Below are 25,440 nucleotides of genomic sequence, written 5' to 3'. Positions count from 1 at the left end.
GTTTTGAAGGTATCTTGACCTATAAAATCGTGTTGTAAACCAAACAAAAAAAGAGCACCTGAATATCAGGTAGCTCTTTACTTTAACTATTTAATTACTCTTATTTTCATTTCCTCTGCTTTACATGCAATATAAATATCGAATAGATTAGAATTGCTATGATACTTTTTGAATCTATGAAGAGTATTTAAGATTACATTCCGTTCTTCAAGCTCCAAACAACCTGTATCCATTAAAGATAAAAATGCCAATGCACTTTCTTGATAAGGAATACCTTTCTGTTCTTTTAGTTCTAACATGGTTTGTACGATGACACAACTTGGGAGAAACAAAGAAATTTCTCCTTTATCCAAAGAGTGTAGACGTTTTGTTACCATTGGATTTTTAGTATCTGTAAAAAAGCTAATAAGCCATTCTGATGTTGGGATTACCATACTATCATTCTGTTTCAGCCTCATAATTTAAAATTCCCCTTACCGCAGTTATACTTTTCTTTTCTTTGACTTTTACGGACACGACTTCATGGTGAGAAAGACCAAACTCCAATCTATCACCCTCTTTCATATCCAATGCTTCTCTCACTTCAACAGGGATGGTTAATTGCCCTTTTTGCGTCATCTTCCCTGAATCATATCGTTCTAAATATTCATCTTCTTCTAAATGACCATCTAAAGCATAAAAAATATTTCCAAATGAATGAACGGATTTTTCAACATTTTCTATGGAACTTTCTCTTATTTTAGAAAATGAAAGTTTGAAGATATTATAATCATGTAAAATATCCAACACATTATCGTCTAAATCAATGATAAAATGTGTACTATAACTATCCAAAGCATCACTATAATCAGGGATTATCATTTTGCCATTAGAGGCAACCATTTTAGAACTTGCTTCACTTAAAAAATCAATCAAAAGATACTGTATTTCACTTGGCTGATAAAAAGGAAATTCATCTGTTTTATATTCATTAACATTTTCTTTCATTTGTTTGTATTGATGCTCAATGTCTTTAAGTCTTTTTCTTATTAATTCACTATCAGCCCCATGTGATATTTCTCTCATAACAGAAAACATTTCTTGACCATATTGATTTATAAATTTTTCTTCTTCTTTAATCATTATGTCATCTATGTTCTCTTCTTCATTATCTGTTATGATATGATGAAACATATTCGTTAGCTCTTCATTAGAAAGTTGATGAACAAATTTACAAACATGATACATGGTACTATAACTTAAACCATCCATAAACCCACCAAAATTATGTACATATGTTACCCTGTATTGACCATCTTTTTTCATTCCAAATAACGCTGGATTACCCATCTTTATCTCCCCTTAATTCAATATAAATATGAAAGTATTACAAAACATCAAAAAAGTATTACTTGATAAACGTATTGTAGCTTTATCGTTATAGATAGTCAATTATTTTTTAAAAAGATACAAATTACCCAAGATATACATACTTACCCAATGTTCGTGTTTAAAACGAAATGGCTGGTGTTGGGCTGATGGAGCATTGGCATTTTCGCTTAAAATTAACGTATATTCAATCATATTTCTTCATTTAATGTTCGGCTTTCAGTTAATCATTAAATGATTTTTTTATAGTCAAAAACAAAAAAACAACTAAAAAATAAAAGACCACCTAAAAAATAGGCAGTCTTTTATAACTTTTTATTTTTTAACAGCTTTACCCCAATTTGATTACAAAGAAGTCGTAGCAATCCAATACCGATTCTTCTTTTCATTGGTAAATGCTTATTATAAATCATGCTGTATTCGACTGAGGAGATTGCTCCACGATTTAGCTTGAATTCGGAAGCTCCTGCACTTCTATGACCAATCAATCCCTGCCTCTCTCCTTCTTGATAAAGGAGATTGCTTAATATTCGATACAATCCTGATTCATTTCCTAAATCCACTTTATATCCCAATATGGGGGCTGTCATGACCCCATTTAACTTCCAGTAACCAATACAGCCAACCATTTCCCCATCTTTTAAGACCCCTGTAAATTTTAACAACCTATTTTCAAGGAAATGACGGTACAAGGCTGGTGTAAACTTTGGATTGTAATTGGAATACTTGTTAATATAAAGTTCGTTATATAACGAATGTATTTGCTGGATATTTTCATGGGTTGGTTCAATTTCCTCGATTAGCTCATACCCATGTTTTTCAATCTGTTTTCTATCCCCTTTTAAACTTCCCTTTTCTTTCTTTGTCAATTGATTCCAAGGCTTCGCAATATACACTTGGCGACTTGCTAATTCCTTAAATCCATTTCCTTTAAAAGAAGAAATTAGTTTTGGGTGCAGATAATCGGATAAGGAACGGAAAACAATCATGTGTTCAGGAAACTTGCTGATTAAGAAAGCTACAATCCGTTTAATTTGTGTAGGTGTTAAGTCTACTTGCAAATTTGTAGAAAATAACCAGTTGTTTACATAAATGACTTTATTAATCTCTGTACCTTTTAAAAAGTGTCCTGCTCCTTTAATCAGATGTGTTAATCCTTTTTCAAGAAGAGGTTGTTTTAAAAGATACAGTTCTTCTATGGCGTAAGAAATATAGTGAGAATAAAGAGAAGATACATAGGAGTTCTCGTATTCCTCTTCATTAATGTTTACAGATAATAGAATATCGTCAACCGATAAAAAAGCCATTTTTGTTTTCACATTTTCAATGTATTGAGTGCTTTCTCCTGTTACAAAGGGATAAAAAAATGCTTTGACATATTTTGAATTCTTACCTTTCGGTTCAGGCATTTCGTCAATATTCTTTTTGTCATAAAACCGAATCATGTAATGCCTCCTTCAATCTGAAAACATCTTTCCACCCTTCTTATTTTTGTCCCTTTTGGTGGTGCTTGGTACGTAGAGAAGGAAATAGTCGGAAGAACACAATCCATTTCTTTGAAAAACGCATGAAAATTGGTTTCAATCTTCATTTCCACCTGTTCACGTTCACGTTCATCAGCTAATTGCAGTTCCACTGTCATATCATTCAATGATAATTGCCTTACCTTATACTCTAAAGAAACATCAGAAGCCGAAATAATCGCTCTACGGATAAAATCTGCAAATAAAATGCGAATTTCTCCATTTTCTACTTTTTTACCATAGAATAAGTCATCACAACGACCATCTATTTGTTTTAAGGTCATAAAATGACTCCCACAAGAACAGCTTTCTCCTTCTGTTAAGACATCATTTAAACGGTAACGAATGATAGGTTGAGACGTTCGGGTAAAGTCTGTAATAATTGGCACAAACTTACCATTCTCTTTATCTAAGTATTCTTTTTCAATCACGACTAAATCCTCATTAACATGTAATGTACCATGAGAGCAAGTATAAGCTAAGAATCCTTCTGTACATTGATACACTTGATGAACTTTCTGATTGAAAACTTCCTCTATCTCCATTTTGTCTTCGCTGTTCAAGGCTTCTGCTACCGACACAATTTTTATCGGCTGGATAGATAACCTTCCTTCTTTCTTTTCGTGTGCCAAAATACGCAACATAGAAGAAGGGGCTATGAGAATCGTTGGTTGATAGCGGTTCAATCGCTCAATATGATGTTCAATTTCCTCTAATAAATCAAAGAAGTGAAAAGCGACCTTTGGATTGTTGACGCTATTATAGAGATTGCTATTCGCACGTAAGAAAAAGGCGATGGTTTGCTTTTTTCCAAATAGCAAAGAAGTTGGATACACTTTTCCAAGGATATTACCAGCCCAACGAGCCTGTTCTTCTTGGCTAACCAGGAATAACCCTCTATTTCCAGACGTTCCAGAGGATAAACCTACCGTTACATTCTTTAAAGTAGAAGAAAAGTCTCTCGACTCTTCACTGGCTAATGCAATCTCAAAAGCCTCTTTCTTTTTGATTCCAACCGTATTTAAGTCGTCAAAGGATTCCATCATGATAGACTTATCCATGACTGGTAGCTTCCTCCACTCTGAAAAAGAATAGGATTCAAAGCGTTTTTGATAAAAGCGTGAAAGAGGTACAACATGAGATAAGTGAGCTTGTAATTTTTCTTCTTGATATTGCTGAATTTGTTCAAGAGATGTAAAACGATTTACCTTTCTTGCGTGATTGTATTCTTTTAAAAACAGATAGATAAATTTAAGATTCACTATTATCCCCCTTTTCTATAAAGTTACTTCTTCATCGTGACAAGGGATAATCCTTACATTTGGGTGCAATGTATAGACCTTATGCAACTTCTGAATGTTTTCATAGTAGTCTCGATGTTTCTTCATGATTAATTTTGCGACCTTACTTGGAAAGACCAACTTTTGATATGTTTCAGATAGCCAACAAGCGTCAGAAACAAAAAAGTAAGGTTGTTCCTTATAATTCAGTAAAATGCCGAATTGGTGGCTTGTATGCCCTGGTAAGCTGATGCCTAAAATGCTTCCATCTCCAAGTAAGTCATAGGCTTTTGGATAAATGTCATGAATGATAGGTGTTTTCACAATAGGAGCTTCCTCTAAATACAAGGAGCGTTGAGCAAAGTCTTTTGGTAATAACGAAGGGATAAAAGCACTTTGTAAAGCTGAAAAGCCTTTTTTGTCCTTTACTTCCCGATACTCTTCCCTTGAACAAATAAATTTGGCATGAGGGAAATCTAATAAACCGCCCATATGGTCAACATGGAAATGAGATAAAATCACGTATTTTACTTCCTCTGCAGAAATACCCATACTTTCTAACTGCTCTTTTGCACTTTCTCCCTGTTTCAAATAGATAGGAGTTGTTTTTGCATAAATTTGAAAAGGAAATGCCTTCATCGCTTCCATAACATGTTGGGAGTATCCTGTATCAAATAAAATGACTCCTTTTGTTGGGTGCTTAATTAGCAAAAAGGAAGCAGGGAAACGAATATTCTTCATTCTCCCATTGGTTTTGGCTATTCGTTCTAATTGAGTGCAATATCCAGCTTTTAATAATGTAATTTCCATTTAGTTGCCCTTCTTTTCTTGTTGTTTATACCACTCTACATATTTCTCTATACCTTCCTCAATAGATACTTGTGGTTTGTATCCTAACTCTAATTGAGCTTTTTCAATGTTTAAGGTTTGTGTTTTTGCTAATACACTCACGCTGTATTTCGTCAGTGTTGGCTCTTTGTACTGAAAGAAATGTTTATGAGTCCATTCCATAACCCCTGCTAATGCAAACAAAAGACCATATGGAAGTTGAAGTTTACGGAATGGTTTCCCCATTTTCTTAAATGAGTAGTCTAATAGTTCATAAAACTCAATGGTTTTTCCATTTGTAATGTTGTATTTCTTTCCAAGGTTCTTTTCGTCTGTAAACAAACAAAGTTCAATGGCGTGAACAACATTTCCTACATAGGTAATATCCATTCTATTTTTTCCACCGTTAAAAATAGGGACACCTACTTTGTCATTAACAGCTATCAGTTTTGGCATTAGGGCGTTATCCCCTTCACCAAAAATGGCTCTTGGTCGTATCGTAATAATCGGCAAACCTTCTGCAAAGGCTTTATCGACTTCTTGTTCTGCTAACCATTTCGTTTTCGCATAATAATTGACCATTTCTTTTGGCAGGGGATGGTCTTCTCTTACACCTTTTCCATCAAAACCTTCGTCATCATTAAAGCGGAAATATAAACTTGGAGTAGAAACATGAACAATACGTTTTGCTCCATATTTCTTTGCACCTTTAATAATGTTCATTGTCCCTACCACATTGGATTGATAAAATTCTTCATATCTTCCCCAAGGAGATGATAATGCACCAGCATGAATGATAAAATCCATTCCCTTACAGGCTTCTATCATTTCTTCCTCTTGTGTGAAATCCATATTTAGAAAATGAATCCCTTTTTCTTCGAGCTGTTTCCCCTTATCCTTATTTCGACCTATGGCGTAAACGTCATAGTTTAATTGTTTAAAATGTTCGACAACATGACTACCTAAGAACCCTGTCGCACCTGTCACTAAAACTTTTTCGCTCATAGTTATTTTCCACTCCATTCAATATCCGTTGTTGTTAATTCGGTTAAGCCTTTTCCACTCTTTAATTTTCTTGCAACCATAACAAAGAAAATAACACTTTGATAAAGATAAGGCAGTTTATCTTTAGAAGAATAAATCGTATCTTTGGAGTGAATAAAATCTTTGATAAAAGAACCTGGTTGACGGAAAAGGAATCCCTCTGATATTCCATACATCAGCATAGGCAATCCAAGTTTAAAGGCTTTTTCACCTGTCGGATTTACGTTCCCATGAGTTTCTTCACCTAAAAAAACAGAACAAAACTCTTTGTTTCCCTCAAATAAATGCAGTCCACTGGTTGCTCTTGGGTTACATTCAATTGGATAAAAGTCACCGTTGCTATCACTCATAAAGTCAAAAGCGATTTGTCCTGTGAAATTTAATTCTTTGACCAAACGCTCTACGAATTTCTCAATTTTAGATTCATTAACATGCTTAAAATAGACATTTGCCCCTAATCCTGCTGTATAAATAGTCGGATAACACGTATGAGCCATTAATTTCCCTTCAATGGCAATAGAATAAGAACAGTATTGCGTTCCCTTTATGTACTCCTGTACAATCCAAGGATTTTCTTCTGAAATCTGTATATCAGGAAGTTTTTGATTGGGGCTTATGAAATAAACACCCGAAGCAAAGCGAGAATAAACTGCTTTTAAGACCAATTTTGAATAAGAAGTTTGAGTTAAATACTCTTTTAAGCTATCTAATGACGTAAATTCATGCGTTTCAGGATATAAATAATCATGTTCTTTTAGATATTGGTTAAATGCAAATTTATTATGAAGTAATCGTAGCTTATCTAAATCGTCACAAAACACTGATATTTGATGCTCTTGAAACTGAACCTTTGCTTTTGAAATATGGAACAATTCTTCGCATGTAGGAATGAGTATATCTATCGAACAACTCTTACAGATTTCAATAAGGGACTGAATGTAATCAGCGTGATTGTCATTTGGTTTTGGAACAAGGAAGCTCTTTTGAATGACGTTTGATTTTTTGGAAAGATGATAAGACTCACTTTCCGCAACATAAATGGTGTGTCCGTTTTCATGTAACATTCTGGATAGATGAAGGGCGACAGGAGAACGCCCTCCTGTCACCAATATGTTTTTAGTATTCAAAGATTAATCCTCCAAGTGATAACCCTGCAGACGTTCCAAGAAGCATAACTTTATCTCCACGTTTGATTCGATTTTGAACAATTGCTTCATGAAGAGCCATTGGAATCGAAGCGGAAATAATATTTCCATGATTCTCGATAATGTTCATGAATTTCTCTTCAGGAACACCTAACTTTTTACGCATAATGTCCATTGCCATTGCACTTGCTTGGTGAGGAATAACCATATCCATGTCTTGAATGGTTAAGCCACTGTCATTGAATAGTCGTTCCATAAAACCATTAATTAAACGTGAAGACAAGCGGAATACCGCACGACCATCCATATCAAAAAGATATTCTGTCTTCGTTTGTTCAGAATAATGTCGGGAATGAAGGGCTGACCCACCACCTCTAACTTCCGTCATGTGTACGCCTTCTGGATAGGTTTCAACCAATGATGTGTTAATAGAAGAAGTTTCTTCATTTGAAGATTTCGTAATAATAACTGCAGAAGCTCCGTCTCCAAACAATGTATAGCTTTCAGGTTGATTTGGATTGATAGCAAGAGAAGAAATTTCACTTGAAACAATCGCTACATTTTTATATCTTCCAGCTTCTACAAGATAAGAAATCGTGTCTAAACCGACAACAAAACCTAAACAAGTAGAATCAATATCAAAGGCAGGAATTGGGTTGTTTTTGAATCCCATTTTTTCTTTGATAAGACTGGCTTGACAAGGTAGTGGTTGGTCAAAAGAAGCAGAGGTTGAAATAATGCAGTCCAAATCTTCCTTCTTCATGTTTGCATTTTCTAATGCTTGTTCAATTGCCTTTACAGCCATATCAGAGTTTACTTCTCCATCTACCACATGTCGTACTTTTACACCTGATTTTTTGGCTACCCATCCTTCTCTTAATCCTAATTTTTTATCTAACTCTTCCGATGTCACCATTTTTGAAGGTAAATATTTACCTGTTCCGAGAATACGAATATTTCTGTTCATTTTACTTTTCCTCTCTCTCTCCAGCTATTTAAGATAATTAATGATTTATTCTATATAAAAATAGTAATCTATTAGTAGTCTATAGTCAATATTTTGAAGTGAATTGTTTATAAAATAAGTGTTTTGGCGAATAAAAATACGATTTCATACAAAAATACAGTTTTTAACCAAACAAAAAAGACCACCTGAACATCAGGTAGTCTCTTTCGGAAGATTATCCAACCATTTTAAAATTCCAAGCATTCATTCTGTGATTGACCCAATCAGTACAATCTTTTTGATTACCAAATGTGATAACACTGAACCCTTCTACTTTGGTTTTAGATACTTCTTCTTTATCATTATCAAAATAGATAGTGTGTTTATCATAGTTCAAATCTTTATCCTGTACATATAGAATCACTTCATCCAAGAATCGTTCCAGCTTCTCTTTCTTCTTCAAATTCCGAATAATCGTATCCATTTTCACATTTAAGCGTAGTGACTTTAGTTCACTTGCAAATGGAACAAAATATTCTTCAATCTTTCTTGGGTAGTTATCTCTAAGATTACCACCACCATTGTTATATACGTCATAGTAAACATTTGAAGCAATAATAAATAAATTGATATAAGGATTATCAGTCATTCCCCAATCAGGTCTTAAATCATTTAACTGCTTTATTTCAACTTCAAACTTTCCATTTTCATTCCAATAAGTATTCATGTTTTCTGCCATTTTTCATCATCCTTTTCCTTAATAAAGTTGTTATCCAAACACCTTCTTTAATGATTACCTTTTATTATAGAGTGTTCTTTTTAGATAAATTACCCCCCGAACTCCCTCTACATATACAATTTTCCAGAAAACAACTTTCGGAAAACATAAACCTATATAGGTTTTATAAAAATTCCATAGACTCTTATGAAATGTCGCATTTTTAGACTATTAATCACAGCCAAGCTGTTTTATTTAAAAGAAAAGAGCGATTGTTTGCAAATAAAAAAGCCTCCTTATGATAAGGAAGCTCTCATATTATAATTTATTTGAAACGTAAGTTCTCATAAAATTGTTTAAATGCTTTTTCTTCTTCAACAGGAATAAAGTCCAATAGAGCAAGACCAGTTTTATTATCTACATAATATCCTGCTTCTTTAAAATTTAGAAATTCAATATGGCTATAATCAATCCCGATAGATTCCTTTACACTTCTTGGTAATAAACCAGGATAAGCTATCATATTTCCAAACTGATTAAGAATTGATTTTTCGTAAACACCATTTTTCTTTGTCAGTTTTTCACCTTCAAGAGAAAGGGTAATGCTTACACCCCATTCTTCGCTGTTTCTAACCAAATCGGTCAAGGGAAATAGCGGAGGAGTGTCTATAATATATAAGGATTGAACGACTTCATTGTTTGCTCTGCTATCATGCTGAACTGCCTCTTTCATTCTTGCTTCAATAATAGAAAGTAGTTCTTTTTCTTTTGGGTTTTCTCCCTTTTCTGATACAGAAATTAACAATACGTTGTTCTCATTTAAGAAATCCTCTTTGGTTAATCCTGATACTTTTTCAATATATGATTCGGGTGATTTTAAATTAATATAAGTAACCGTCTTCTTGTAATACCTTGCCATGATAAATGATTTATCTAACACATCGGTATTGGAAGATAAAACGGTCATCGCTTGATTCTTTTTCATTAAATCTTGATAAATCATAGGTAAAACCGATAAGGATAACTTACCAGAACCAACTCCACCTAATAAAAGGGTATTTTTTAATCTATTTTGGTTCATCAAGAATACTTTTTCTCCTGTTTCTTTATCTCTTCCTAAGATAATTTCACTTCGTTCTTTTTCTCTTATAATTTCCTCAACCCTTGCAATGACATAAGATATATTGTGACACAATAAATTAGCTCCTTCATCGAACATGATTAATGGCACACCTATTTCACGATAGTCTTGAATCACTTGATAAAAGGAGTTCATTGTTATCTTTAAAAAGAAGGGTTCTCCATTAGGATTCGTTAATTCATAGTGTTTTGCAAAGTTTTTAGCAATTTCAGCCTCCGTAAAGACATAAAAGCAAGGTACATTTTGAAAATGACCGACAAATGGGTAAACGTCTTGAAGATTTTCTTTCCATGAAGCCACACAGTAAAAATAGTCTTGTTTTGTAAATTCTCTTAAAAATCCTTCAATGAGCTTATCTTGAAGCTCCTTTTCTTTTGTTTGATTAATTAATAGTAATTGATTTTGTAATATTGACATTTGTTTTTATCCCCTTTCCTCTATTATCCAGTCCTACATTATAGGCCACCCCTTTTGAATCTATAAGAGCTTAAAAGAGGAACATAGAATGACTAATAGGGTTTGATTTAATACAAAAAAAGCCACATGTATTCAGGAAGCTCATTTGTTTATGATTTTTCGTTATTTTGGTTCATTAAAATGAAAGACTTTTGCGGAAATGACTTAATATTGCCACTTCATCTGCTTCTAATTGTTCTTTTCGTTCTTCTTCTTTATAAAATGCGGTCATAGAACGCTCTTTCCATTGATTCCATACCTTTGTATCCTTCATTTTTTCGAGCATGACTTCCTGTTGTTTTTCTACTTCTTGAACTGCTTTTTCTATCAGGAAATCAATAAAGTCTATTTCTTTATCCATATACTCTATCCATTGTTGAAAAGTGATTATCTCTGAAATTGTCTTTTTTGGTTGTTGTTCAAATTCTAACCTCATTTTCTCTTTCTGGTTTTGCACTCTTTCACGTTCTTCCTCTAAGTCCAATTGTCTTTTCTTTCGTGAGACATATTCTTGTTGAGCTTGTTTTTCTTCAAGCTCTTTTAATCCAAGTATCCTCTGGTGAGGAAAATGATAATTCATATAGATTCCTCCTCTCTCTCTTTATTATCAAAAAATAAACCCTTCCTTTCTATGGATAAGCGGTTCTATTCTGTTCAATAAAAAAACACTCAACCATTTGTACAGTTGAGTGTTCAGGGATTATTTTTTCAATTCGTAATGAGCGACTAATTCTTCTGTAGTCAGCGTTTGTTCTACATTTGGATTTCCAAGATATTGAGTAAAATGGAGCTTGTACTCACCAGATGTTTTCATTTTAAGATATGTTTTAATCGCAATTTGGTTATCTTCTTGCTCCACACATACTTTAACGACAACTCCATTGCTTAGTGTAATATCTTCTCCTGTCGCTTTTATGACCTCATTCATAGAGAGATATTGTTCATATGGCATAAAGATAGATACAGGTTCATTGTTTTTGATAATAACCTTTGTAGATTTTTTAGTGATAATATCAGGTATTTGTTTTTTAAAGTCTGTTAGACTAATCATTAGTTCTTTTAGATTTGGCAATTTCACTTATATTCCTCCCATGTACGTTTATCGTATTTTTTATTATACACAAATAAGTGGCTATATTCAATACTGAATATAGTATTAAATTTAGATTTATTTTTAATGTTAAATTTCAGTATATATTAACGAACAAAAAAGACTATGGTTTCCCATAGCCTCTCAATCATTAAGCTCCTTTATAAGCTCTCATATATTCCTTATATGGCAAATAGCATTTTTCATTAAGCAGTGATATCTTCATCTGAAATCCATCTTCGCATATCTTGAAGAAAGCTAATATTGTTTGTTTTAAACACCATGAAATTCAGTTCAGGGTTTCCAGTTGGCTGAAATCCAAATCGTTCATGATAATAGTAAAACAATTTTTGTTTATATTTATTTATGTATTTTCGATTCTCATTTATTTGAAAAGGCGTTAATTGTTCTCCTTGATGGGGAAATGACTGTATATAAGGCTGAGCTTGTAAAAGGATAAAATGCACATTTAGAATATGAGTAAGAAAGGATAATAGCTCTTTCATAAATTCTGTCCCATATCCTTGATTTTGAAACTCTTTAAAAATAGTGAAGTTGTCTAAAATGGCTAATCTTCCATATACGATTCTTCTATGTAAATCATGAGATGGTTCATCTATCGGAACAAAGCCATACTGTTCCTCACATTCTTTAAAACAGACGGATGTTATCATATCTAATCGGGTAGAGCTATGCTCGTCAGCAAATTCAACTACATTCCCCCAATTTTCATCATATATGTTGAGTACAGCTTCTCCAACTTTTCTTTGTTCGACTTCTGTAGATGCAATAGCATAGGCTTCAATGGAAATATCTAAATAACCAAGTTCTTTATTTTGTTCCATTTTTATGTTTTTTAGCTCTATATCTATCTCTCTTTCAGCCTTATCCATTTTTTCACCCTCTCTTTTCATGTCATGATTACCTTCTATTTTAAAAGGATAGAAAGATGGGTTCAATGCTAAACTGATAAAAAAAGAAAAAAGAGCCAACAAATTGTCAACTCTCCTCTCTTTATTATTTATTTTCAGCAACAGCTTTGTCTAACTCTTGGAAGAACGCTTCTGGTGATGTTAAAACCATTTCTTTTCCATTAACCATTATCGTTGGCGTTCCTTTTACTTGCAATTTATTCGTTAATTGATTTTGTTCCTCAATATTTTTCTGATATTTGTTTTCTTGAACTGCTTTTACTACTTTCTGAACATCTTCTTCGTTCGATACAACGTCTTTTAGGATATCTGTCAAGAACTCTTCTGTACCCCATACGGTTGATTCGTCTCCTTGATTTGCATAAACTGCGTCATGGAATGTCCAAAATTCTTCTTCACCTAATTCTTGGCGAACGGTTTCTGTAAATTGAGCAATATAAGGAGAATCTGTTCCTAAGAAGCTGTAGTTGATAAAGTGAAATTGAGCTTTTCCTGTATCTACATAGTTTTCGATAATCGTAGGAACAACAGACGCATTAAATTCCTTACAGAAAGGACACTTGTAATCTCCGAACTCTACGATATGAACAGGTGAAGACTTTTCTCCAATGGTTGATAGTTCAGAATACATATTTTCTAAATCCTTAGAGGTATCACCTTTACTTTTTTCCTGCAAAAATATCAGTGAACTCATAAGCACGATAATTCCAAGAAGAACAAGACCAATGATAGTGATGCTTGTCTTATTGCTTTGAGCTTGTTTTTGATTATTCTTTCCCATGTACGATAAAAACTCCTTTATGTTAGATTTAAATGCTATTTTTATTGTAGCATTTTCAATGACTATAGACAATTAATTTATTTAGGGTGTTTATAGGCAAAATAAAAACTCCCTCATATATATGTAAAAAACCCATTCAAAAGAATGGGTATTAGCGAATTGGAAGATAATGCGTTTGGTTATCAACCAGTTTCGTTGTATATTTTGGCTTTTGTGGAATTTTCCAATCAGGTTGTCCATCTACTGATTTTGACTGTTTCAGAACTAATTCTTTTAATTCTTGTGCTGTTGCGTTCGGAAAGGCTTCTTTGTAAAGAGCGAAGATTCCTGTTACATAAGGAGCGGAGAATGATGTTCCATTCCAGCCACTATCATATGAACCAAATCGGTTAGTGCTGTAAATGTTTGCTCCTTGTGCCATATAATCTACTTTTCCAATATAGGAAGAGAAATAGGCTCTTGTTTTCCAATCGGAATTTAATGCTCCTACGGAAATCACACCATCTAAAGAAGCAGGATTTGTGACATTTCCTCCGTTATTTCCTGCACAAGCAACAAGGATAATCCCATGTTCCAGAGCTTTTTTAATTGCTTGATTGAGGTAATAATCTTCAGTATCCATAATAATGCTCATGTTGATAATATCAATATCGTTCTCAATCGCCCAATCAATGGCATTGACCATCATGTAGCCCCAACCTCTATTGTTGTTGTCTAATACTCTCAAAGAATATAACTCTACATCAGGAGCAAGTCCATATTTCTTTCCAGCAACAATACCAGCAACGATTGTTCCATGACCATGACCATCAGCATAAGAAGCGTTAGAATCTACGAAATTTTTCCCTCCTGCAATCGTTAGGTCAGAGTGAGCAGAAATACCAGAATCCATAATGGCTACTTTTACCCCTTTTCCAGTTGCTTCTTTCAATAGACCAGGTTCTTCTTTCTGTTCAGTCACTACAGGCTTTGCAGGGATAACAGGCGTTTTTACTGGCTTTTCCTCTTCTTTTTCAGTTGGAGTTTGTGAAACAGGTGTAGTCGGTTTTTTTACAGGCTCTTTTACTGGTGCTGGTTTTGGTGTTACTGGTTTGGTTACGACAGGCTTCGTTACTGGCTTTGTAACTGGTTTTTTACCTGTTGGCGATGTAATCCAAACTGTATTCTTCTTTGCATCCCATTTTATTGTTGTACCCAATGCTTCACTAACAAATCGTAAAGGAACAACAACTTGTCCTTTTACTAAAGAAGCCGAAGCATCTAATTTAATCGTTTTACCGTTTACAATCGCTTTCTTTGTATTGATTGGTAGAATAATGGTTTTTGATTTCGACTTAATGATGACCATCTTGGTTTTGGATACCCAAGTTACTTTTGCTCCCATTTTTTCTGATACCGCTCGAACAGGAAGCATAACTCGGTGCGTTTTATTATCCATATAAGGTTTTACTTGTGAAAAAGCAACTGATTTGCCATTATAAGAGACATTGATTGATTTTCCAGATGCAAAACTTGTAATAGGGGTAAGAAATAACAAAACGATTAACATTAAGAGTAGAAAAGGTGTTTTTTTGTTCACGACAAGCCCTCCTTTGATGCATTTTCTTTCTTATATGCAGGAAGACTATAATGAAACTATTATCATATGTTTGATGCTGTTTAATGATAGAAAAAACTGGTTATAAAAGAGAAAGTCACCAAGTAAGAGATAGAAAGAATTGAGATAGAGGAGGCATTACATTGGAATTTATGAAAAAGAAATTCGTTTTGATAATAGGTATCCTGCTTGTAAGCACCCTATTATCAGGCTGTATGATATTGACAGATTCAGGAATTGTGAAGAATGAAGACGGAAGCTACAAATCTATTAGTCAAAGTGAGTTAGAAGAATACAACCGATTAACACAAGAAGCGTATGAGAAGGGGGAAGACCCTGAAGAGTATGCGAAAAAGCATGGCTGGAATTACTAAACAACAAAAAAAGAGCCTCTTTTTTAAAAAGAGACTTTTTTTTATTAACTTATTTTGAAAACATGCCTACATGTCCAAAATACTTTAAAATAAGAGAGCTTTTCTCCCTTTTTATGCTTAGAGGACATAACGGTTAGAGCGACTAAAGTTGTTGTTAAATAAAGTTCGAGAGCAAAGTGATTAATAACCTTTGTAATTCCTAATAGAAAAGAAACTAAACTATCTGTATCACCAGCTTGTATAATGAGATTGCAAACCCACCATATTTGGCTAAAACAATCCCAAATCGACACAAAAATTAGAAACAAAAAACCTTTTACTAAAAAATTCACCGATAACAAAGCAACCTTTTGAGCACTTTTTATTTCACCTGTATCTGTTAATTTTTTCAGTGTTACCTTTAGAATAAAAAGACATGCTCCGATTATACCCATTTTATAAAAGAGGGAAAGAGCCATCTTAAACCATAAACCAGTTACCTTAACCTCTCCCTTGTTTTGGTTTTTACAAGGGTCAATTTGTAAATACATCATGATTTACCTCACCTGTCCTATCTATTGTTTTTATAAAACACCTTGTTTTTTGTTCCTCCTCTCTTATATGTAAATTTATCTTTGGATATAGATGCCAATTTACAAACAAAAAAAGCCCTTTTAAAAAAGGACTTCGCAACTTTTGGTCTATATTACGTTGTACATCTCAAAAATTTCTTTATAGTGAAATCGAATCGTTCTAAATGGGATAGTGTTTGTCATCCAAACAATATCATATTGGTTTGCATCGATAATTACTAAAGTGATTTTATCCTGATGGATAAGAGTAGATAAAAAACGGTGAGCTTGGTGAGATAAAATCTCTGTTTCCAGTATCATATCTAAGACTTCAAATCGAAGAATTAAGTTTTTACCTTCATTATACATGGTGAACTCCACAGAGGTTCTTTCTTTCATACTTCTTCCCTTTACAGGTTCATACATAAAAGGAGAACATTTGGATACAAAGATAAATTGTCTTTCTCCATTTCTACTATCCCCAACCTCAAAAGGAGTGGTGCTATTTACTGGTGACACTTTAAGGGCATCTAAAAAGTGTTCATGGATAAACGCCTCAAATTGAGATATGTACTCAGGTTTCATCTTTAATTCCTTCTCCAATCGTAAACATACTTATCATTTTTCCAGACTTTATGTTAAGTGTGTTTTACATTTTTTCGCTTTTTATACTCATTATACTTTACAATCAACCATTTAACCGCTATTTCTACCCAATTTGCTTTCACAATTTCTATGTATCCTTTTCTTCTCCCTACTACTTTATACGTTGTTGCTCTTTTCTCCAATATAGACTGATATTGAAAAATATATCCCCTGACAAACTCTTGTCCGTTCATTCTTAACAATCTTTTTTCTCTAAACATAGCCTTCCCCTTTTCTTTGTAGTTTCATAAAACCATTATACAAAAGAAAAAGGTTTAGGTAAAATATTTTTTACATTTTACTATTTAGTTTACCATAATCATATTATGAATACTTTAGTGGTTTATTTATCTTTTATTAGAAGAAAAGATAAGGATTTTCGATTTAGTTGTTTTTCTTTAAGTCGAGCCTTCATTTCATCAGAAAGATTAGCTTTGAGGTGAAGGTCTTTGGCTATAACATGTAGCATTTTGACCACATCTTTTATTCTTTCTTCATCCAAATGCGGAAAGAAAGTTGTTACATATTGTATGGTTGCTTCACGATGTAAAAATGGTGTGCTTTTGCCTGTCTTTTTAGCCACTTCTAAGGCTATTTTAGCTGTTTCAGTTCGATAGCTTGTTCCACCATTAGCATGATACTTATACTCCTGTTCAAGCTCTTTTACAAATTCTAAAAAGGATACTGTTATCTCTTCGTTCATTTTACTCTCCCTCCTTTTTCCGTTTCTTTTTCATTTACTATACCTTTTCAATAAAAAAAGAAGGACCCCTATTTTGCAGGAGTCCTCTTTATCATCTTATTTGTTACTGAAATAGTATAAGCCTCCGCCTACCTTTTCTACCTTTTTGAAATACCGACTAACAAATTCCATACGGTCAGGCTGAATGTAGAGTAAACAATGTTCAAAATCACGTTGCAAGGCTTCACATTGTTCCGTTAAGGTTTTTTCATTTTCATACAGATACACATTCCAAGTCAAACATAACACCGATACACCTAAATCCCCTTTTTGTACAGGCAATTCACATGGATAGCGGTTAATGATGTACTGGAAGTTATCTTTGTTCCAGAAATTTGCTGTATGGTCAGTTACCCCAATATAGTCAAGCCCTTCTTTTAAAAAGGTTTCACTTTGATGACCATAAGCACAACCAATATCAAAAACACGTTCTACTCCGATAGATTTAGCAAATGTAGCAATATCCTCATACGTTTTGTATCCTTCACACTCAAAGAAATGGTCAATACAATCCATTTCCATGTCGTATTCCATATTTTTTGTTTTTGCTAAATACTCTTTTCTACCCAATTCAAGTAATGTCTTTCGTTGGTCAATTATTCGTTGGTACTTTCTCTCCTTCTTCACTGGTGCTTCATCCACTGTTTCATTCATAAGTAAAGTTTGCATCATATCTTCTCCTTTTTCATGTACAAAAATATGTTCCATTTTTATATAAAATCTTCTTTATCTTATGCGTTTTATGCTATAGCCATAAAAGAGACACTAAAAAACCTCCTATCAGGTAGGAAGCTCTTATTCATTCAGAATTTGAATGTTGAGAATATCGCTTATTGTTACTTTATTTCTAAACCCATCATTGTCTACAATATAAAGAGTTTGGTCAATTGGATTTACATAATGAATATGTCCCTTTATATCCTGGTAATGACCTTTTTGATAGTGTGTAACATGGATTTTATAATGGAACTCTATTGCTTCATGGATTTTATCATTCATTTCTTCTAATTGTTGCTCGTCTATTTCAGGCTTTTCTACCCGATAGTATTCATCTTCAAAATAATCTCTTAACTGCTCCACATGTTCTGTTAGCATAAGAGAAGTCCACTTTTTCGTTCCCCTATCTCGAATCGTCATTCTTTTCACCTCATGTTTAGTATAACTCTATTTAAATTCCGTTTGAATAAAAACAATATTGAGAGAAAAATATGACTAAAAACTGGTTGAAATCAGCTTGATTACTGGAATTATCAGTTATATTCAATAATGAAAAATCTATAATAAATAATCGAAATTTTATAATTGAAAGGTGGAAAAAAATTGAAAACAAAAAATAAAATTATGTTAGGATTAGGCGTTACCGTTGCAATGGTAAGTTCTTTAGGAGTTGAAAGTTTTGCAACAAGCATTGTACAAGATACAACGTATCAAGCGACAGGGAAGTTTGTAGACCGTATTGAAACACAGAAAGACCCTCGTACTGGAAGATATATCTCTTTCAAAGTTCTTCATTTCCAAACTGGAAGTCAATTTATCCCTGTAGCGGATAACGATAGAGCTGTTGCTCAAAAATACGGAATGGGAAAAACCATTACGGTAAAAGGTAAGTTCGTAAATACTGTAACAGGAAAAAGAGTGTTGGATATTGATACTGTAAGTGGAGAATTTACTTCATATAAAGGAACAGGTAAATTCATTCAAGTTAGAGATGTAGTTAAAAGCTCTACTGGAAAAACCTCTTACGTGACGAATGTGTACTTCCAGGCTGGAACACAAATGTTTAAAGTTGCAGATAATGACAGAGCAACTGTATTGAAGTACGGTTATAACAAATCGCTTACGGTTGAAGGAAAAGTTTCTTATCCAGAAGGAAAAGCCACTCTTGATGTAGATAAGGTATCAAGCAATTCTTCTACTGTTCAAGCATCAGGTAAATTCATTGTTCGTAATGCGTTTGACACCTTAAAAGGAGGCTATGTGCCAACTTACTATTTACAAACGACACAAGGGCAATTATATAGATTAGCAGACAATGATAAAGCAGTAGTGCTGAAATATGGGTTAAATAGACACTTAACGGTTGTAGGTGAAATGCTTTATAGCGTCAATGGTGGCGTTTTGGACATTGATAAAGTCTTAGACGTAACTGACCAACCCTTCGCAACATTGCCTGTTAAATAAATGAAGATAAGAAAGCATAGGGAATGAAATCCCTATGCTTTTTCTACGCCAAAAATTTTGAACAAAAAAGAACCCTATTGATTTCAATAGGGTCTTTTGGTAATTAATGATTTAATTCTTGTAGTTTGTGTTCAATATTCTTAAATCCATCCGATAGAGAACCAATTTCTTCGTGTTGAGTAGAAACAAGCTCTAATACTTCATGAAGGCTTCGTTTATTCGATTCCGTCATGGTAACACTTTCTTCTGCTTTTGCCTCTACCTCTTGCATCATGCCTTGTACGGAAATGATAAAATCTTGAAGATTTTTCGTTTTGTTCGAGACACTTTGAATATTGGATTCAACATCAGTGAAAATATTTTTAACTTCTTGCATACTCTCTCTGTTCTTTTCAATCGAAGATTGAGATTCAGAAATCGTATTTGACGCTGAAGAAATACGTTCTCTAAAGGTCAATAGAAGGTTTGAAATAGATTGAGATGATTGTTTAGATGATTCAGCCAATTTACGAACTTCTTCTGCTACCACTGCAAAACCTTTTCCATGCTCACCAGCACGAGCGGCCTCGATACTTGCGTTAAGTGCCAATAAGTTTGTTTGAGCCGAAATATCAGCAATCGTTTGAATGATTTGCTCAATGTGCTCTGTTTCCAAATGTAGCTCTTGCATGTAATCAATGGTTTTTTGAATATCTCCGTTAAAACTCTCTAAATCATGTTCCAATACAACAATTCGTTTTTCACTTTCTTTCGTTGCTTCTTGTGTAGAAACAAGGTATTCATTCATGTCTTGCATGGATTTTGTCATATCTTCCACTTGATAGTTTGTTTCAACCATTCCACTTACCAATTCATTTGATTGTTCTGTTTGAATATCAAAAGATTCTACAATGCTTTGAATAGATTGAATGATTTCAGCAGATTGCATACTTGCTACCTCTGTTGTCTGATTCAATCCTTCTTGATATTCTTTAACCGAAACAAGGGAATCTCTTACTCGCTTCAAGATATTTTCCATTGATTCTTTAGAAGTAATCGCTTCTTCTTTTTGTACTTCAACCTCTGTTTGCAATTTTCTATTAAACATAGATTGCATAAAGCACGAAATAGATACGAAAACGAACATCAGAATGTAGTAAATTAGGTCAATTACACTTGTAGAATGGAAAATAACATCTCCTTGTGTAAGGAAGAAATAGCTCAATAGGCTGATAACAACTGTAATAGTTAAAAGGTTGATTAGTTTGTCTTGGTAAATCCCCATAACAGCAATAAAGAAAAACATTGCCATAATATTAATCATATGAGGGTCTAAGTTTAGAACGACAAACCAAAAGACTGCAATAACAATCAAGTTGAAATATTTCATAGGTACAGCTAATTGGTCTTTCCATTTGGTTTTATTCGCCACAAGCGTAGCAGAACCAAGTACACCACCCAAAATACCTAAAATAGAGAAAACAAGTCCCAATGGAATACCGAATATGATATTCAATATTTGAACTGTTAGAATTGTTCCACCAAATACAAAAGTTACCCAATTATTTCTTTTTCTCAATAGTTCGTGGTTCATTATGCCACTACCTCCTCTTTCGCTTCAATTGGTGTTTCATACCACGCATACTTTTCATCTTCAAGATTGTCATAAACCTCTTTTAGATAAAATAATGTTGGTATAACGTCATCACCTTTGTACCACATAGATTCTTTTACTTGCTCTCCTCTAATGTGATAAGTATTATTGAAAGATTTAAATACAGATGGTGCGGAAATTCCAATACCATGCGTGTATCCATAGGTTTGTGCGTAAAAAATCATGAAACGAACGATTTCTCGACCAAGTAGACCTCTGTATTCTGGCAAGACAGCAAAGCTATCCAGTTCCACAACCGTCATATCTTTTTGTACAACATCATCAAATAATTCTCTCATAAATGGTCTCGTAAACTGTGAATAGGGTGTAAACTCAAATGTTCCACCTGGAATACCGTTTACGTAAGCGATATATAAATCCGAACCCTCACGCCCATATTCCATGTCATATCCAGTTCCTTCCCATACGTCTTTTTTCACTTGATGAAAAATATCTTTTTCCTCTTGAGTGAAGACTTTCTTGAAAACTACTTGATTACTCATAAAATCTCTCCTTTTAAGTTGAAACCTGTTGAAATTTCTACAATTATGTAGACTCTTGTATCTTTTTAACCATTTATCTTATGCAAAAAAAATGGAAAAATTAATCAAGATTCTGTGTGTTGCGTCTAATGAAGACGCTTTTATGTGTAAATTCGTCTAATAACAAGTCCTATAAACATGATAATATATTATATTGCCAATAGTCAATATAAAAAGAAAACATTTTTTACAAAAATATAAACTTATCACTTACTCGTTATGGATTCTCAGCATTTTTTAGAAACCTAAAGCATTATTCAACCAATCTTATGCAGAAATAAATTCGATTTTTTTAGATAATATCAATAAATGTGGATGAAAAGGAAGGTGTAAGGGTGCTAAATATTGTTGGAGAAATGACAAATGAAGAAGCAACTGAAATAGCTGATTATATATTTTCTAATAAAAACAGTTCTTATCTATGTCAGATAGCAGAAGAAAAACAAGAATTTGTTCCAGAGGTATATAGAGGTACAAAAATTAAAAAAAGTGATTTGAAAATAGGTGGCATTTATCAGCATTGGAATTCTCTATCTTCATGGTCATTAGATGAAAGTGTTTCTCTTGGATTTGGTTTAGAGGACTTTATTCCAGCAGAGTTAATCAATGGGGAAAAAGAAGAACTTATTTCTGTTTTGCTTATTGCACAAAAGCAAAAAGGACTTATTGTAAATCAACATATTGAATATGGATGTTTTACAAATGAAAAAGAAGTGATTATTCATTCAGGAAAATGGGTAATCAATGAAATGCAGAAAAAAGTGAAAGATGGAAAGTCATATTTTGAAGTACATTTAGCTTCGTATCCATTGGATAAAAGAGCAGAAGGATGATATAGCCTTCTGTTTTTCAGTTTATAATGATAAAACATTTAAATTGTGTTTAAATAAAAGCATGATTGAAAGATGACATAAAAGATATATAGGCAAAGTCGCTATTTGATACGTTGTTGGTAATCGCATATAATATACAAATTTAAATAAAAAAGGATTTTATATAAAAATGTTATAAGGATAAGAAGATATATTGTTTTTATTAGAAGGTCTAATTTTTTTGTACTCTTGAACAAAGTGTACATATAAGGAGTGTATATATGTTTTATTTCGGTTTAACAGAAAAAGAAGGATGGTTTTTTACACCTACCTTTCATGTTTACCAGCGTGTGAATCATGACGTTTATTGCTATATAAGCCGACAGCTTGGCTTCTATACCCTTCAAATGTATGAGCGTGGCACAACAGGTTATTGCTTGTTAGAAGCACGTTCAGAGGCAAATATAGAGGCTTTATTTGAGTTAGGTGAAGATTGGTTGGGAAAGTATGAGGAATGGAACGAAAAAGCCTTAGTGAAGAACCCTTATTTTATAGGACAGCAGGATTGGAAAGAAAAATGCTGGATTCAATAAACAGAACCCCCTTATTTAAAAGGGGGTTCAATTTTTAACATTATCATTTCATCACTTCTTTTATTTAAGAATAAAAACCACTAAAAAAGTAAGTATCATAGAAATGATTAAATCTTGTTGAAAGGTACTTTTGATAAATCGACTATACCTTCCTCCGACAATACTAATGGTTCGAGTAATGACAACAAATCCAATAAGCCATAAAATACTGGTTATAAAAGTAGACATCTGCTTCTCTCTCCCGTTTTATTTTTTTTCTGGTATATGGAAAAGGATTTCTCCTTTTTTGGAAAGAAAATAGTCTCTTCTGGCAATTTGTTCTATGTATTCGGGTGTTTCTAATTTAGTTACTTCGTTTTCTAAGGTTTTCCCTTCTTTTTTTAATTGTTTTAAGTCTTTTTTCAAAAGGATATATTCTTTCTGTTTCTCCTCTAATTCTTGTGATTGCGAATATAAGGTTGCTCCACCATTAATAAGGAGCACTCCAGATACGATGGAAAAGACAATTAATCTTCTTTTTACATATTTATTGATTTTCGTATTGGGCTGAATCTGAACAGTGGTTATAAAGTCTTTCTTCGTTCTTTCTGTCATAGGTAAATCTTGATATTTTTTTGCTAACATGATGCTTTCTCCTTAGATGTAAACAATATCTGGTCAAATTTTAGTATGTCAATTTTACCACCCTTCATATTGTTTAGACAATAACAACATTGTTCTCATATAGGGATTTCCCCTCTTAGGTAATGGATAATCATGTGTTTGGTCATATCAATAAAAAACTCCTGTATTCAGGAGTTAAATGGTTTTCTTTATAAGGAAGACTCCATTTTCTCATGTTTCTTGTTTGATGATTCGCTTTGAACGTATTGAAAAAATCCTTTTCCTCATTAGTTAAAATGTTTAAATAAAAACAATATGTAAAATAAAAAGAGGCTAAAATAGCCCCTTTTTTTAAGATTCGATTGAAAGTTTAATCTTTAAGGCTTGTCCTTTTAGTAAAGGAGCAAATCCTGTTAGAAGCTGTTGCAATTCTTCCAGTGATAAACCTTCTTTTTCAATGTTAAATTGAAAATCTGACTTCTTTTCTTCCTTTGTTGCTGGTGAGGTTACAGGTGGTGCAACGATTTCCATTTTCTTTTCCTCTGCCTGGATATTCGTTTTGTTTTCCACTTTTTCTTTTGTCTCCACTTTTACCTCTCCCTGTTGTAATTCATTTTTTAATAAAAAGAACGCATTTCTGAGATAGTTATTGTTTTTGCCCCACTGTCTTGAAATTTTGGCAAAAGATATTTTTCTATCTGCATTACGCAGTTTTGTTAAGTAATTGAATTGCTCTTTTTTCGATAAGGAGCTAAACTCTTTGAAAGAAATGATACCAGTAATAGTAGTTTGATTTTGATTCACTTCTTTTTTAGACTTGTTATTTACTGCTTTCTGCTTTTTATCATTGTTAAGGATGACATACGCATAAGAATCACTTTTTCCCCACGCTTTTGACACTTTCAGTAAGAGCTTTCCTTTTTTCAGTTTCTTCAAATAAGAAATTTGCTCTTCTTTAGAAAATGCTTTGAAAACTTCAAAGCTGATAAAGTCTTCTTTTGCTTTATGAACATCTTTCTTTTGAACGGTTTTTAACACACTTTCCAACCCTAATCCAAATCGTTTGCATTCAAACTTTAATACTTGTGAACTTCCAAACTTCCCTGCTACTTCTTCAAACGGATAGTTTTTTGTCCAATGGTTAATATAAAGTTTTTTCATATCTTCGGATAGAGCGTTGTATTCGGAAACAGTTAAAATTTTATTCAAATTAAAATGTGTTATATCTCCATTTAATTTTTCTTTTTCTTCCTTTGATAATTGCAGATAAGCGTCTCCCAATCTCATTCCTCCTGTACGATAACCCTTTCTATTGTAAAGATTTCGACCAATTTTTTTCTTTTCAATTTCTTCCTCTTTAAATAAAACTTGAGCTTCAGATACCATCCAAAACACACCTTTCTAACGTGTTACAAAACACCTTTTTCATAAAATCTATATATTCTATGCAATTTTTACATTTCTACAAAAAAGAGAGCCTTCATTTGAAAGCTCCCTTGCCATTAAGAATCATGTTTAATTAACTCTTTTTTGATACATAGTAAATATTTTCGATTACTTGTTCACATTATCTTCTTCTTCGTTAGAATCATTCGATATATTTTTTCCCTTTTCTAATTCGCTCAAAAAAACCACAGCAGGGCTAAGTAAAAGCGTTAAAACAACTAAAACTAACATCTGCCACCCATTTAGCCAGTCAAGCATCAATGATACGTATATAGTAGCAAAACTTAACCCCCATAAATAAGCTATTGGATACACCCAAGCGTGTTTCTTTTTGTAGGTTTTATTTTTGAAGAATTTAAAGAGATGGTAAGGTGCTGTTAAAATTAAACCAAGCAAAAGCAGGGACAATAAGAATACCTCTCTTTCTATTTTTTATTTTTGACACTAAAAGAATGTTTGAATAGAAACT

At 33.1% G+C, this 25,440-nt stretch carries 29 protein-coding genes and 1 pseudogene; 4 read left to right on the top strand and 26 right to left on the bottom strand.

All coding sequences use genetic code 11. The annotated features are described in order from the left end of the window. Positions 1–86: 86 nt before the first annotated feature. From CVD28_RS02220 to CVD28_RS02150, 15 genes are all read right to left on the bottom strand, one after another. Complete coding sequence (locus CVD28_RS02220; RefSeq protein ID WP_101590726.1) at positions 87–458, bottom strand: hypothetical protein; 372 nt, start codon at positions 456–458, stop codon at positions 87–89. Next, complete coding sequence (locus tag CVD28_RS02215; protein ID WP_101590725.1) at positions 439–1,329, bottom strand: AbrB/MazE/SpoVT family DNA-binding domain-containing protein; 891 nt, start codon at positions 1,327–1,329, stop codon at positions 439–441. Before CVD28_RS02215 ends, CVD28_RS02220 begins: the two co-directional genes overlap by 20 nt. A 344-nt stretch (positions 1,330–1,673) precedes the next feature. Next, positions 1,674–2,813, bottom strand: coding sequence for a GNAT family N-acetyltransferase (locus CVD28_RS02210; RefSeq protein ID WP_101590724.1), 1,140 nt, complete (start codon positions 2,811–2,813; stop codon positions 1,674–1,676). Then, positions 2,810–4,153 carry a F390 synthetase-related protein gene (locus tag CVD28_RS02205; RefSeq protein ID WP_180953851.1) on the bottom strand — a complete coding sequence of 448 codons (1,344 nt, stop codon included), beginning with the start codon at positions 4,151–4,153 and terminating at the stop codon, positions 2,810–2,812. The genes CVD28_RS02210 and CVD28_RS02205 overlap by 4 nt, the downstream gene beginning before the upstream one ends. A gap of 15 nt (positions 4,154–4,168) precedes the next feature. Beyond that, positions 4,169–4,981: an MBL fold metallo-hydrolase gene (locus tag CVD28_RS02200; protein WP_101590722.1), complete on the bottom strand. Its 813-nt coding sequence runs from the start codon at positions 4,979–4,981 to the stop codon at positions 4,169–4,171. Continuing rightward, positions 4,982–6,004, bottom strand: coding sequence for an NAD-dependent epimerase/dehydratase family protein (locus CVD28_RS02195; RefSeq protein ID WP_101590721.1), 1,023 nt, complete (start codon positions 6,002–6,004; stop codon positions 4,982–4,984). It abuts the gene before it with no gap. A 2-nt stretch (positions 6,005–6,006) separates the two neighbouring features. Continuing rightward, entirely contained in the window at positions 6,007–7,170 is a 1,164-nt protein-coding gene (locus CVD28_RS02190; RefSeq protein WP_101590720.1) for an ATP-grasp domain-containing protein, read from the bottom strand. Then, positions 7,160–8,155 (bottom strand): beta-ketoacyl-ACP synthase III, encoded by a 996-nt coding sequence (locus CVD28_RS02185; RefSeq protein ID WP_101590719.1) that lies wholly within the window; start codon positions 8,153–8,155, stop codon positions 7,160–7,162. The genes CVD28_RS02190 and CVD28_RS02185 overlap by 11 nt, the downstream gene beginning before the upstream one ends. A 214-nt stretch (positions 8,156–8,369) precedes the next feature. Then, on the bottom strand, positions 8,370–8,873 hold the full coding sequence (locus CVD28_RS02180) for a hypothetical protein (protein WP_101590718.1): 504 nt from the start codon (positions 8,871–8,873) through the stop codon (positions 8,370–8,372). A 304-nt stretch (positions 8,874–9,177) separates the two neighbouring features. Continuing rightward, complete coding sequence (locus tag CVD28_RS02175) at positions 9,178–10,410, bottom strand: hypothetical protein (RefSeq protein ID WP_101590717.1); 1,233 nt, start codon at positions 10,408–10,410, stop codon at positions 9,178–9,180. 175 nt (positions 10,411–10,585) lie between these two features. Beyond that, on the bottom strand, positions 10,586–11,029 hold the full coding sequence (locus tag CVD28_RS02170) for a flagellar export protein FliJ (protein ID WP_101590716.1): 444 nt from the start codon (positions 11,027–11,029) through the stop codon (positions 10,586–10,588). Between the two features lie 120 nt (positions 11,030–11,149). Continuing rightward, positions 11,150–11,527, bottom strand: a complete 378-nt coding sequence (locus tag CVD28_RS02165) for a type II toxin-antitoxin system Phd/YefM family antitoxin (protein WP_101590715.1) — start codon at positions 11,525–11,527, stop codon at positions 11,150–11,152. A 218-nt stretch (positions 11,528–11,745) separates the two neighbouring features. Then, positions 11,746–12,534: a hypothetical protein gene (locus tag CVD28_RS02160; protein WP_101590714.1), complete on the bottom strand. Its 789-nt coding sequence runs from the start codon at positions 12,532–12,534 to the stop codon at positions 11,746–11,748. 22 nt (positions 12,535–12,556) lie between these two features. Next, positions 12,557–13,252 carry a DsbA family protein gene (locus tag CVD28_RS02155; protein ID WP_101590713.1) on the bottom strand — a complete coding sequence of 232 codons (696 nt, stop codon included), beginning with the start codon at positions 13,250–13,252 and terminating at the stop codon, positions 12,557–12,559. 151 nt (positions 13,253–13,403) lie between these two features. Then, positions 13,404–14,831: a S8 family serine peptidase gene (locus CVD28_RS02150; protein WP_101590712.1), complete on the bottom strand. Its 1,428-nt coding sequence runs from the start codon at positions 14,829–14,831 to the stop codon at positions 13,404–13,406. Positions 14,832–14,992: 161 nt separating this feature from the next. Here CVD28_RS02150 and CVD28_RS02145 point away from each other — a divergent pair, with 161 nt between their 5' ends. After that, positions 14,993–15,223, top strand: a complete 231-nt coding sequence (locus CVD28_RS02145) for a hypothetical protein (protein WP_101590711.1) — start codon at positions 14,993–14,995, stop codon at positions 15,221–15,223. Between the two features lie 44 nt (positions 15,224–15,267). On the opposite strand, the gene CVD28_RS02140 is transcribed toward CVD28_RS02145, so the two are convergent. From CVD28_RS02140 to CVD28_RS02115, 6 genes are all read right to left on the bottom strand, one after another. Beyond that, positions 15,268–15,756: a hypothetical protein gene (locus CVD28_RS02140; protein ID WP_101590710.1), complete on the bottom strand. Its 489-nt coding sequence runs from the start codon at positions 15,754–15,756 to the stop codon at positions 15,268–15,270. Positions 15,757–15,903: 147 nt separating this feature from the next. Beyond that, a complete protein-coding gene (locus CVD28_RS02135) occupies positions 15,904–16,359 on the bottom strand; it encodes a hypothetical protein (protein ID WP_101590709.1) in 456 nt (151 codons plus the stop codon). A gap of 53 nt (positions 16,360–16,412) precedes the next feature. Then, positions 16,413–16,640: a hypothetical protein gene (locus CVD28_RS02130; RefSeq protein ID WP_101590708.1), complete on the bottom strand. Its 228-nt coding sequence runs from the start codon at positions 16,638–16,640 to the stop codon at positions 16,413–16,415. A 122-nt stretch (positions 16,641–16,762) separates the two neighbouring features. Then, positions 16,763–17,122 (bottom strand): hypothetical protein, encoded by a 360-nt coding sequence (locus CVD28_RS02125; protein ID WP_101590707.1) that lies wholly within the window; start codon positions 17,120–17,122, stop codon positions 16,763–16,765. Between the two features lie 96 nt (positions 17,123–17,218). After that, entirely contained in the window at positions 17,219–17,830 is a 612-nt protein-coding gene (locus CVD28_RS02120) for a hypothetical protein (protein WP_142384712.1), read from the bottom strand. Positions 17,831–17,956: 126 nt separating this feature from the next. Then, positions 17,957–18,298 carry a YolD-like family protein gene (locus CVD28_RS02115; RefSeq protein ID WP_101590705.1) on the bottom strand — a complete coding sequence of 114 codons (342 nt, stop codon included), beginning with the start codon at positions 18,296–18,298 and terminating at the stop codon, positions 17,957–17,959. Positions 18,299–18,481: 183 nt separating this feature from the next. On the opposite strand from CVD28_RS02115, the gene CVD28_RS02110 reads away from it, so the two are divergent. Beyond that, positions 18,482–19,342, top strand: coding sequence for a hypothetical protein (locus CVD28_RS02110; protein WP_101590704.1), 861 nt, complete (start codon positions 18,482–18,484; stop codon positions 19,340–19,342). A gap of 103 nt (positions 19,343–19,445) precedes the next feature. Here CVD28_RS02110 and CVD28_RS29145 read toward each other — a convergent pair. After that, positions 19,446–19,985 (bottom strand): annotated as a pseudogene (locus CVD28_RS29145) (methyl-accepting chemotaxis protein); the annotation flags it as partial. A 929-nt stretch (positions 19,986–20,914) separates the two neighbouring features. Next, positions 20,915–21,478 (bottom strand): GNAT family N-acetyltransferase, encoded by a 564-nt coding sequence (locus CVD28_RS02100; protein WP_101590700.1) that lies wholly within the window; start codon positions 21,476–21,478, stop codon positions 20,915–20,917. Positions 21,479–21,852: 374 nt separating this feature from the next. Between CVD28_RS02100 and CVD28_RS02095 the strand changes: the two genes are divergently transcribed. Together CVD28_RS02095 and CVD28_RS02090 are read left to right on the top strand one after the other, a co-directional pair. Beyond that, positions 21,853–22,350: a hypothetical protein gene (locus CVD28_RS02095; RefSeq protein WP_101590698.1), complete on the top strand. Its 498-nt coding sequence runs from the start codon at positions 21,853–21,855 to the stop codon at positions 22,348–22,350. 260 nt (positions 22,351–22,610) lie between these two features. Continuing rightward, complete coding sequence (locus CVD28_RS02090) at positions 22,611–22,922, top strand: hypothetical protein (protein ID WP_101590696.1); 312 nt, start codon at positions 22,611–22,613, stop codon at positions 22,920–22,922. A 246-nt stretch (positions 22,923–23,168) separates the two neighbouring features. On the opposite strand, the gene CVD28_RS02085 is transcribed toward CVD28_RS02090, so the two are convergent. From CVD28_RS02085 to CVD28_RS02075, 3 genes are all read right to left on the bottom strand, one after another. Continuing rightward, on the bottom strand, positions 23,169–23,546 hold the full coding sequence (locus tag CVD28_RS02085; protein WP_101590694.1) for an FtsB family cell division protein: 378 nt from the start codon (positions 23,544–23,546) through the stop codon (positions 23,169–23,171). Between the two features lie 330 nt (positions 23,547–23,876). Beyond that, a complete protein-coding gene (locus tag CVD28_RS02080; protein ID WP_101590692.1) occupies positions 23,877–24,911 on the bottom strand; it encodes a hypothetical protein in 1,035 nt (344 codons plus the stop codon). 168 nt (positions 24,912–25,079) lie between these two features. Further along, complete coding sequence (locus CVD28_RS02075) at positions 25,080–25,379, bottom strand: hypothetical protein (RefSeq protein WP_101590690.1); 300 nt, start codon at positions 25,377–25,379, stop codon at positions 25,080–25,082. Between the last annotated feature and the right edge of the window lie 61 nt (positions 25,380–25,440).

Source organism: Bacillus sp. M6-12, from assembly GCF_002860285.1.
In the GTDB taxonomy this organism is placed as follows: domain Bacteria; phylum Bacillota; class Bacilli; order Bacillales; family DSM-1321; genus Peribacillus.
This window is presented reverse-complemented; position numbering and strand designations above follow the sequence as displayed.

Excerpts from the sequence above, each read along its gene's own strand:
- CVD28_RS02220 (WP_101590726.1), bottom strand. The coding sequence starts at position 458 with ATGAGGCTGAAACAGAATGATAGTATGGTAATCCCAACATCAGAATGG.
- CVD28_RS02215 (WP_101590725.1), bottom strand. The coding sequence starts at position 1,329 with ATGGGTAATCCAGCGTTATTTGGAATGAAAAAAGATGGTCAATACAGG.
- CVD28_RS02210 (WP_101590724.1), bottom strand. The coding sequence starts at position 2,813 with ATGATTCGGTTTTATGACAAAAAGAATATTGACGAAATGCCTGAACCG.
- CVD28_RS02200 (WP_101590722.1), bottom strand. The coding sequence starts at position 4,981 with ATGGAAATTACATTATTAAAAGCTGGATATTGCACTCAATTAGAACGA.
- CVD28_RS02195 (WP_101590721.1), bottom strand. The coding sequence starts at position 6,004 with ATGAGCGAAAAAGTTTTAGTGACAGGTGCGACAGGGTTCTTAGGTAGT.
- CVD28_RS02185 (WP_101590719.1), bottom strand. The coding sequence starts at position 8,155 with ATGAACAGAAATATTCGTATTCTCGGAACAGGTAAATATTTACCTTCA.
- CVD28_RS02180 (WP_101590718.1), bottom strand. The coding sequence starts at position 8,873 with ATGGCAGAAAACATGAATACTTATTGGAATGAAAATGGAAAGTTTGAA.
- CVD28_RS02175 (WP_101590717.1), bottom strand. The coding sequence starts at position 10,410 with ATGTCAATATTACAAAATCAATTACTATTAATTAATCAAACAAAAGAA.
- CVD28_RS02170 (WP_101590716.1), bottom strand. The coding sequence starts at position 11,029 with ATGAATTATCATTTTCCTCACCAGAGGATACTTGGATTAAAAGAGCTT.
- CVD28_RS02155 (WP_101590713.1), bottom strand. The coding sequence starts at position 13,252 with ATGGGAAAGAATAATCAAAAACAAGCTCAAAGCAATAAGACAAGCATC.
- CVD28_RS02140 (WP_101590710.1), bottom strand. The coding sequence starts at position 15,756 with ATGATGTATTTACAAATTGACCCTTGTAAAAACCAAAACAAGGGAGAG.
- CVD28_RS02135 (WP_101590709.1), bottom strand. The coding sequence starts at position 16,359 with ATGAAACCTGAGTACATATCTCAATTTGAGGCGTTTATCCATGAACAC.
- CVD28_RS02130 (WP_101590708.1), bottom strand. The coding sequence starts at position 16,640 with ATGTTTAGAGAAAAAAGATTGTTAAGAATGAACGGACAAGAGTTTGTC.
- CVD28_RS02125 (WP_101590707.1), bottom strand. The coding sequence starts at position 17,122 with ATGAACGAAGAGATAACAGTATCCTTTTTAGAATTTGTAAAAGAGCTT.
- CVD28_RS02120 (WP_142384712.1), bottom strand. The coding sequence starts at position 17,830 with ATGCAAACTTTACTTATGAATGAAACAGTGGATGAAGCACCAGTGAAG.
- CVD28_RS02115 (WP_101590705.1), bottom strand. The coding sequence starts at position 18,298 with ATGACGATTCGAGATAGGGGAACGAAAAAGTGGACTTCTCTTATGCTA.
- CVD28_RS02100 (WP_101590700.1), bottom strand. The coding sequence starts at position 21,478 with ATGAGTAATCAAGTAGTTTTCAAGAAAGTCTTCACTCAAGAGGAAAAA.
- CVD28_RS02090 (WP_101590696.1), top strand. The coding sequence starts at position 22,611 with ATGTTTTATTTCGGTTTAACAGAAAAAGAAGGATGGTTTTTTACACCT.
- CVD28_RS02085 (WP_101590694.1), bottom strand. The coding sequence starts at position 23,546 with ATGTTAGCAAAAAAATATCAAGATTTACCTATGACAGAAAGAACGAAG.
- CVD28_RS02080 (WP_101590692.1), bottom strand. The coding sequence starts at position 24,911 with ATGGTATCTGAAGCTCAAGTTTTATTTAAAGAGGAAGAAATTGAAAAG.